This window comes from Amaricoccus sp. (assembly GCF_017995835.1).
GTDB lineage: Bacteria > Pseudomonadota > Alphaproteobacteria > Rhodobacterales > Rhodobacteraceae > Amaricoccus.
This window is the reverse complement of the sequence record NZ_JAGOID010000125.1, coordinates 1-7421: the sequence shown is the minus strand read 5'-3', so window position 1 is coordinate 7421 and position 7421 is coordinate 1. Positions and strand designations below refer to the sequence as shown.

At 72.2% G+C, this 7421-nt stretch carries 7 protein-coding genes; 4 read left to right on the top strand and 3 right to left on the bottom strand.

The window, feature by feature from the left end:
* The 4 genes from KBA23_RS14700 to KBA23_RS14685 form a co-directional block, all read left to right on the top strand.
* The coding region (locus KBA23_RS14700; RefSeq protein WP_290742355.1) for an amidohydrolase family protein at nucleotides 1–369 on the top strand (369 nt) is incomplete at its 5' end.
* A gap of 175 nt (nucleotides 370–544) precedes the next feature.
* Nucleotides 545–1492: a GTP-binding protein gene (locus KBA23_RS14695; protein ID WP_290742352.1), complete on the top strand. Its 948-nt coding sequence runs from the start codon at nucleotides 545–547 to the stop codon at nucleotides 1490–1492.
* A complete protein-coding gene (locus KBA23_RS14690; protein WP_290742349.1) occupies nucleotides 1489–3087 on the top strand; it encodes a 5-guanidino-2-oxopentanoate decarboxylase in 1599 nt (532 codons plus the stop codon). Before KBA23_RS14695 ends, KBA23_RS14690 begins: the two co-directional genes overlap by 4 nt.
* Nucleotides 3084–4547 (top strand): aldehyde dehydrogenase family protein, encoded by a 1464-nt coding sequence (locus KBA23_RS14685; RefSeq protein WP_290742346.1) that lies wholly within the window; start codon nucleotides 3084–3086, stop codon nucleotides 4545–4547. The genes KBA23_RS14690 and KBA23_RS14685 overlap by 4 nt, the downstream gene beginning before the upstream one ends.
* Before the next feature lie 60 nt (nucleotides 4548–4607).
* Here KBA23_RS14685 and KBA23_RS14680 read toward each other — a convergent pair whose 3' ends face one another.
* The 3 genes from KBA23_RS14680 to KBA23_RS14670 form a co-directional block, all read right to left on the bottom strand.
* The gene (locus KBA23_RS14680) at nucleotides 4608–5798 is read right to left on the bottom strand and encodes an alpha-hydroxy acid oxidase (protein ID WP_290742343.1); all 1191 of its coding nucleotides are present in this window, start codon (nucleotides 5796–5798) and stop codon (nucleotides 4608–4610) included.
* A 109-nt stretch (nucleotides 5799–5907) separates the two neighbouring features.
* A complete protein-coding gene (locus KBA23_RS14675; RefSeq protein WP_290742340.1) occupies nucleotides 5908–6840 on the bottom strand; it encodes a glyoxylate/hydroxypyruvate reductase A in 933 nt (310 codons plus the stop codon).
* Nucleotides 6837–7421: FtsW/RodA/SpoVE family cell cycle protein (locus KBA23_RS14670; protein WP_290742337.1), on the bottom strand; the 585-nt coding region annotated here is incomplete at its 5' end. The genes KBA23_RS14670 and KBA23_RS14675, both read right to left, overlap by 4 nt.

Here is a 7421-nt window from a genome sequence, read left to right as displayed (position 1 = left end):
ATCGGCACCGACTGGCCGGTCAGCGTGCTCGATCCCTGGATCGCGCTCGAGACCATGGTCACCCGCGCCAACCCCTGGGGCGAGGTCGAGGGCACCTTCGGCGAGCCGATCCCGCTCGAACAGGCGATCCGGGTGATGACCCGAAACGGCGCCTGGTCGATGGACATCGACCACGTCGCGGGCTCGCTCGAGGTCGGCAAGGCCGCCGACATCATCGTCCTGGACCGCGACCTCTTCGCCATCGAGCCCCGCGGCAACATCGTCGCCACCAAAGTCGACCTCACCTTCGCGGACGGCCAACTCGTCCACGACCGCCTCGACGCGGGCTCCGGCGCGGTCTGGCAGGGGGAGGCGCAGAAGCTGTGGTGAGCGCGCGCAAAGCCGCCGGTCTGGGCGTCAACCTTCGTGAAGAAAGGGTTGATGTCTCGGGATTTATCCTTGAAATACAACGCCATGACCCGCGTATCACGCGTGATACGGCTTGTCTGGCCACGAAGCGCGCCCCTCGCCGGCCCGTCCTTCCCCGGCAGATGAGCCGCCAGCCATGACCCCCCTCCCCGTCACCGTCGTCGGAGGCTTTCTCGGCTCGGGCAAGACCACGCTCGTCAACCACGTCCTATCGGGCGACCACGGCCTGCGGATCGCGGTGATCGTCAACGACTTCGGCGCGGTCAACATCGACGCGGCGCTGATCGCCTCCGCCGAGGGCGGCGTCGTCAGCCTCGCCAACGGCTGCGTCTGCTGCGCGCTGAACGCCGGGTTGGTCGAGCAACTGGAGGCGCTCCTCGCCCGCGCGGGGGAACTCGACCACGTGCTGATCGAGGCGAGCGGCGTCGCCGATCCCGGCCGGATCATGGACACCGTGCGCCACGCCCGCTTTCGCGGCCGGCTGCGACCCGACGCCGTCGTCGTGCTCGTCGACGCCGCGGGCTTCGACGCCGCGCGCGCGGTCGGCGCCGGCCTCGCCGAAACCCAACTCGACGCCGCCGATCTCGTCGTGCTCAACAAGACCGACCTCGCGACCCGCGCCGAACTCGACGCCTGGCGCACGCGCTGGCTGCCGAAGGGCGGCCGCATCGTCGAGACGACGGTCGCCCGCGTCCCCTTCGACGTCCTCTTCGGCGGCCCGGCGGGTCCGGCCGGGCGCCCCCACGACCACCACCACCACCACCACGACCACGACCTGCCGGCCTCGGTGGTCTGGCGCAGCCGCGCCCCGGTCGATCTTCGCGCGCTCCAGGCCGCGCTCGCCGACCTGCCCGCCTCGGTCTACCGCGCCAAGGGCTTCGTCGCCGCCGCCGACGGCCGCGTATTCGCGGCGCATCTCGTCGGCGCGCGGCTCGCCTTCGAGCCGCTGCGCGCGCCCCCGCCCGGCTTCGAGGACGAAAGCACCCTCGTCCTGATCGGCCTCGGCCCGGCGCCGGACTGGGACGCCATCCTGCGCCGCCTCGACACCTGCGCCGCAACCCCTGCACCGGAGTCCGTGCGATGAAAACCTGCGGCGAAGTGCTGGTGGAAATCCTCGAGGCCTACGGCATCGACACCGTCTTCGGCATCCCCGGCGTCCACACCGTCGAACTCTACCGCGGCCTGCCGAACACCCGAATCCGCCACATCACCCCACGCCACGAGCAGGGCGCGGGCTTCATGGCCGACGGCTACGCTCGCGCGACGGGGCGCCCGGCCGCCTGCTTCATCATCACCGGCCCGGGCATGACCAACATCGCCACGGCGATGGGCCAGGCCCTCGCCGACTCGGTTCCGATGCTGGTGATCTCGAGCGTCAACGTCTCGAACGAGCTCGGCATGGGCGAGGGCCGGCTGCACGAGCTGCCCGACCAGAACGGCCTCGTGCGCGGCGTCTCGGTGTTCAGCCATCGCCTGATGCGGCCGGCCGAGCTTCCCGCCGTCCTAGCCCGCGCCTTCGCCGTCTTCGACAGCGCCCGCCCCGGCCCGGTCCATATCGAGCTGCCGCTCGACGTCATCACCGCGCCCGCCGACGACCTGTCGCGCGACGCGCACCGCACCCGCTACCGCCCCGGCCCCGACCCGGAGGCGATCGCGCAGGCGGCGGCGCTTCTCTCCGGGGCGCGCGCGCCCTTCGTCGTCCTCGGCGGCGGCACGGCCGACGCCGCCGACGCCGCCCGCGCCTTCGTGGAACGGCTCGGCGCGCCGACGGCGCTCACCGTCAACGCCAAGGGCGTCCTGCCCCGCGACCATCCGCTCAGCCTCGGCGCCGGCCTTCCGTTGGCCCCGGTGATCGAGGCGTTGCAGACGGCCGACGTCGTCGCCGCCATCGGCACCGAACTCGGCGAGACCGACACGATCATGTTCGGGTCCACGCTCGGGCTCGCCGGCCGGGTCGTGCGCGTCGACATCGACCCCGAGCAACTCACCCGCAACGCGCTGCCCGAGGTCGCCATCTGCTCCGACGCGGGCCTTGCCCTGCACGCGCTCCACGACGCGCTGGCCCCGCGCGACCCGGCGGCCGGCGCGGCGCGGACGGCGGCGCTGCGCGCGGCCGCGGCGAAGGAGCTGCGCCCCGACTACGCCCTCCACGGCCGCGTGCTCGACGCGGTGGCCGAGGCGCTGCCCGGGGTGGTGATCGCGGGCGACTCGACCCAGCCGGTCTATGGCGGCAACATGGCCTACGACCCGGCCGGCCCGCGCTCGTGGTTCAACTCCTCGACCGGCTACGGCACGCTGGGCTACGGCCTGCCGGCCGCCTTCGGCGCGAAGCTCGGCCGGCCCGATGCGCCCGTGGTGGCGCTGATCGGCGACGGCGGCATCCAGTTCACCATCGGCGAACTCGCCACCGCCGTCGAACTCGGCCTCTCGGTGCCGATCCTGCTCTGGAACAACCAGGGCTACGGCGAGATCAAGCAGTACATGGCCGACCGCGACATCCCGCAGATCGGCGTCGACATCTACACGCCCGACTTCCAGACCATCGCCCGCGGCTTCGGCTGCCGCGCCGTCCGCGCCACCGGCTTCGCCTCCCTCCGCGACGCGCTGCGCGAGGCGACGCAGGCCCCGGTCCCGACCATAATCGAGATCGACGACCCCGACGTGCGGAGCTGGACATGAGCCTCGACGCCCTGACGCATCGGCCGGCGAGCCTCTTCATCAGCGGGGAGTTCCGCGAGGCCACGGACGGGCCGCGCCTGAGCGTGGTCGATCCTTCGACCGGCGCGGTCTTCGCCGAGATCGCTGCCGCCGGGGCCGCGGCGGTCGGCGCGGCGACCGAGGCGGCGGCCGCGGCCTTTCCCGGCTGGGCGGCGCTCGGCGGCGCGGCACGGGCGGCGTTCCTGCGCCGGTTCGCCGCGGGGCTGCGGGCGCGGTCCGAGGACCTGATGGCGCTCCAGTCGCTCAACAACGGCAAGCCCCGGGGCGAGACGGAAATCGACCTCGGCGACGCCGCCGCGACGTTCGACTACTACGCCGGCCTCGCCGAAGACCTCGACGCCCGGCAGGAAACGCCGGTTCCCCTGCCCGACCCCGCCTTCGCCGGGCGGACGCGGTTCGAGCCGGTTGGGCCGGTCGGCATGATCGTGCCGTGGAACTTCCCGCTGGTGACGAGCGCCTGGAAGATCGCGCCGGCGCTCGCCGCCGGCTGCACCGTCGTGCTCAAGACCTCCGAGTTCACGCCGCTCGTCGAACTCGCCTACGGCGACATCGCGATCGAGGCCGGCCTGCCGCCGGGCGTGCTCAACCTCATCACCGGCGCGGCCGAGGCGGGCATGGCGCTGACCGCCGACCGGCGGCTGCGCAAGCTCTCCTTCACCGGCTCGAACGCGGTCGGCGCACGGGTGATGGCCGCGGCCGCCGAGCGTTGCCTGCCGATCTCGCTCGAACTCGGCGGCAAGTCGCCCATCGTCGTCTTCGCCGACGCCGACATCGACCACGCCGTCGACTGCATCGTCGGGGGCGTGTTCTTCAACGCCGGTCAGATGTGCTCGGCCACCTCGCGGCTGATCGTCGAGGCCGCGATCGCCCCCGCCCTTCTCGACCGTCTCGCCGAGCGCGCCCGCGCGCTGGCCGTGGGCGCGCCGCAGACCGGCGCCGACATGGGCCCGATCACCACGCGCGCCCAGTTCGAGAAGGTCGGCCGCTACCTGGAGCGCGCCCGCGCCGAGGGCCTCGACCTCGTCGCCGGCGGCGGGACGCTGGCCGGCGACGGCTTCTTCGTCGCGCCGACCGTCTACGCCGACGTGCCGACCGAGAGCTTCCTCTGGCGCGAGGAGATCTTCGGCCCGGTCCTCGCGACCCGGACCTTCCGCAGCGAGGCCGAGGCGGTCGCGCTCGCCAACGACACCGACTACGGCCTCGTCGCCACCATCGTCACCGCCGATTCCGACCGCGCCGGGCGGGTGGCGGCGCGGATGGAGGCGGGGCACGTCTGGATCAACTCGTTGCAGGCGATCTTCCCCAACACCGCCTGGGGCGGCTTCAAGGCCAGCGGCATCGGCCGCGAACTCGGCCCCTGGGGGCTCTCCGCCTACTACGGGATCAAGCACATCACCGCCGCGCAGACGCCGCCCGGCTGACCCGCCCGCCCCTGCCTGGCCGCGAACGCCTCGGCTTCCGTGGCCCCGGTCCCCCGGGGATCAGACCAGCGCCGCGACCCGCTCCGGCGCAGCGGCCGCCGGAGCCATCGCGGGGGCGTCGAGAATGCTCGCGTCGATCCCGCGGATATCCCGCCGCCCGCAGAGCGCCATGGTGATGTCGAGCTCGTCGCGCAGGATCTCGAGGCACCGCGCCACCCCGGCGCGCCCGCCGGCCCCGAGGCCGTAGAGGAACGGCCGGCCGATCCACGCGCCCTTCGCCCCCAAGGCCACGGCCTTGAGGACGTCCTGACCGGACCGCACGCCGCCGTCCATGTGGACCTCCACCCGACCGCCGACCGCGTCGACGATCCCCGGCAGCGCCGAGATCGACGAGCGCGCCCCGTCGAGCTGGCGGCCGCCGTGGTTCGACACGATGATCGCGTCCGCCCCGCTCTCGAGCGACATGCGCGCGTCCTCCGGGTCGAGGATGCCCTTCAGGATCAGCTTGCCACCCCACTTCTCCTTGATCCACTCCACGTCCTTCCAGGACAGGCGCGGGTCGAACTGCTCCTTGGTCCAGGACGACAGCGAGGAGAGATCGCCGACGTTCTGGGCGTGGCCGACGATGTTGCCGAAGGTGCGACGCTTCGTGCCGAGCATCCCGAGGCACCATTGCGGCCGGGTCGCCATCTGCCAGATATGCTTCGCGGTGAACTTCGGCGGGGCGCTGAGGCCGTTGCGCAGGTCCTTGTGGCGTTGCCCGAGGATCTGGAGGTCGAGCGTGAGCACCAGCGCCGAGCACTTCGCGGCCTTGGCGCGGGCGATCAGGTTCTCGATGAAGACCCGGTCGCGCATGACGTAGAGCTGGAACCAGAACGGCCGCGTCGTGTTGGCGGCCACGTCCTCGATCGAGCAGATCGACATCGTCGACAGGCTGAACGGAATCCCGAAGGCCTCGGCCGCCTGGGCGGCGAGGATCTCGCCATCGGCGTGCTGCATCCCGGTGAGCCCGGTCGGCGCGATCGCGACGGGCATCGACGCCGGCTCGCCCACGAGTTCGGTCGCGAGATTTCGGTCGGTCATGTCGACGAGAATGCGCTGGCGCAGCAGGATCTTTCCGAAGTCGTCCTCGTTGGCGCGATAGGTGGACTCGGTCCAGGCGCCGGAATCGGCGTAGTCGAAGAACATCTTCGGGACGCGGCGGCGCGCCATCTCCTTGAGGTCGGCGATGGTCAGGGCATTCTCGAGCATTGGCCTTCTCCGCGTCGTACCGGTTCCGATGGAACACGTGGCAGAAGATGCGCCCGGAGTGGAGCCTCTTTCAGCGGCCCGGGACCGGTTCCTTGCGCGCACCCCGCGCTCAGTAGCCGTGCTTTCGGTCGACCTCATGGAGGAAGGGCAGTCCGGCCTCGCCGCGGCGGATGTTCTCGGCCACGACGTCGGCGGCGGATTCGGGGCGGGTGGCCGAGGCGATGTGCGGGGTGACGGTCACGCGCGGGTGCGACCAGAACCGGTGCGAGGGCGGCAGCGGCTCCTCGCGGAAGACGTCGAGCGTCGCGTGGGCGAGCCGGCCCGCGTCGAGCGCGGCGAGAAGCGCCTCGTCGTCGATGAGCGCGCCGCGGCCGGGGTTGATGAGGACGGCGCCGGGCCTGATCGACGCCAGCCGGTCCGCGTCGATCAGCCGCTCCGTGGCCGGCGTCGCCGGCAGCAGAAGGACAATGATCTCCGAGCGGGCGAGCAGCGTGGCGAGGCCAGCCTCGCCGGAATGCGAGGGAACCGGGGCGTCGGGCTTCGGGCGGCGGCTCCAGCCCGCGACGTCGAACCCGAGCCCCTTCAGCGCCAGCGCGCAGGCGAGGCCGAGTTCGCCGAGGCCGACGACGCCGACCCTGCGGTCGCGGGCGAGCGGCGGCACGACGTCGTGGCGCCAGACGCCGTCCTGGCCGAGGACATGGGCGTCGGTCCCGAGATGGTGGCGCAGGACATGGCCGGCGACCCATTCCACCATGCCCGCGCGCAGGCCCGGATCGACCATGCGGCAGAGCGGGACGGCGATGGTGTCGTTGCCGACGATGGTCTCGACGCCGACCCAGAGGCTGAGGACCACCCGGAGCCGGGTGAATGGCGCGAAGTCGGCAAGGCCGCCCTCGGGGCTGTAGGCGACGTAGTCGACGGTGGCGGGGTCGGCGGCGTCCACGATCTCGACGGCGAGGCCGCGCACGGCGCAGGCGCGCGCGAGGTGCGGACGCCAGACCGGCCAGTCCGCGGGCGGCGCGGAGAACAGGAGGCGGGTCACTCCTTGCCCCGCGGCCGGTGCACATGGGCGCTCTGGGCGAGGCCGAAGGCGGCCATGAGGACGAGCATCGAGGAGCCTCCATAGGAGACGAGGGGGAGCGGCACGCCGACGACGGGCATCATGCCCATCACCATGCCCATGTTCACCGCGAAGAACAGGAAGAACATCGTGGCGACGCCGCCGGAGACCAGCGCGCCGAAGCGGTCGCGGTTCGACATGGCCGAGACCATGCAGAAGACGACGACGAGGGCGAGCAGGACGAGGAGCGCCAGCGCGCCGACGAAGCCGAAATCCTCGGCGAGCGAGGTGAAGATGAAGTCGGTATGGCGCTCGGGCAGGAAGTTCAGCCGCGACTGGGTGCCCTGCATGAAGCCCCTGCCCGTCAGCCCGCCGGAGCCCATGGCGATCTTGGCCTGGGAGATGTGGTAGCCGGCCCCGAGCGGGTCGGATTCGGGGTCGAGGAAGGTGAAGATGCGCCGGTACTGGTAGTCGTGCAGGAGCTGCCAGGACGTGCCGTGCGACTTCAGCACCGCCGTCACCAGACCGGCGACCGAGGCGACGGCTGCGGCGAAGTACCAGAG

Coding starts and splice junctions, on each gene's coding strand:
- KBA23_RS14695 (WP_290742352.1), top strand. CDS start 545: ATGACCCCCCTCCCCGTCACCGTCGTCGGAGGCTTTCTCGGCTCGGGC.
- KBA23_RS14690 (WP_290742349.1), top strand. CDS start 1,489: ATGAAAACCTGCGGCGAAGTGCTGGTGGAAATCCTCGAGGCCTACGGC.
- KBA23_RS14685 (WP_290742346.1), top strand. CDS start 3,084: ATGAGCCTCGACGCCCTGACGCATCGGCCGGCGAGCCTCTTCATCAGC.
- KBA23_RS14680 (WP_290742343.1), bottom strand. CDS start 5,798: ATGCTCGAGAATGCCCTGACCATCGCCGACCTCAAGGAGATGGCGCGC.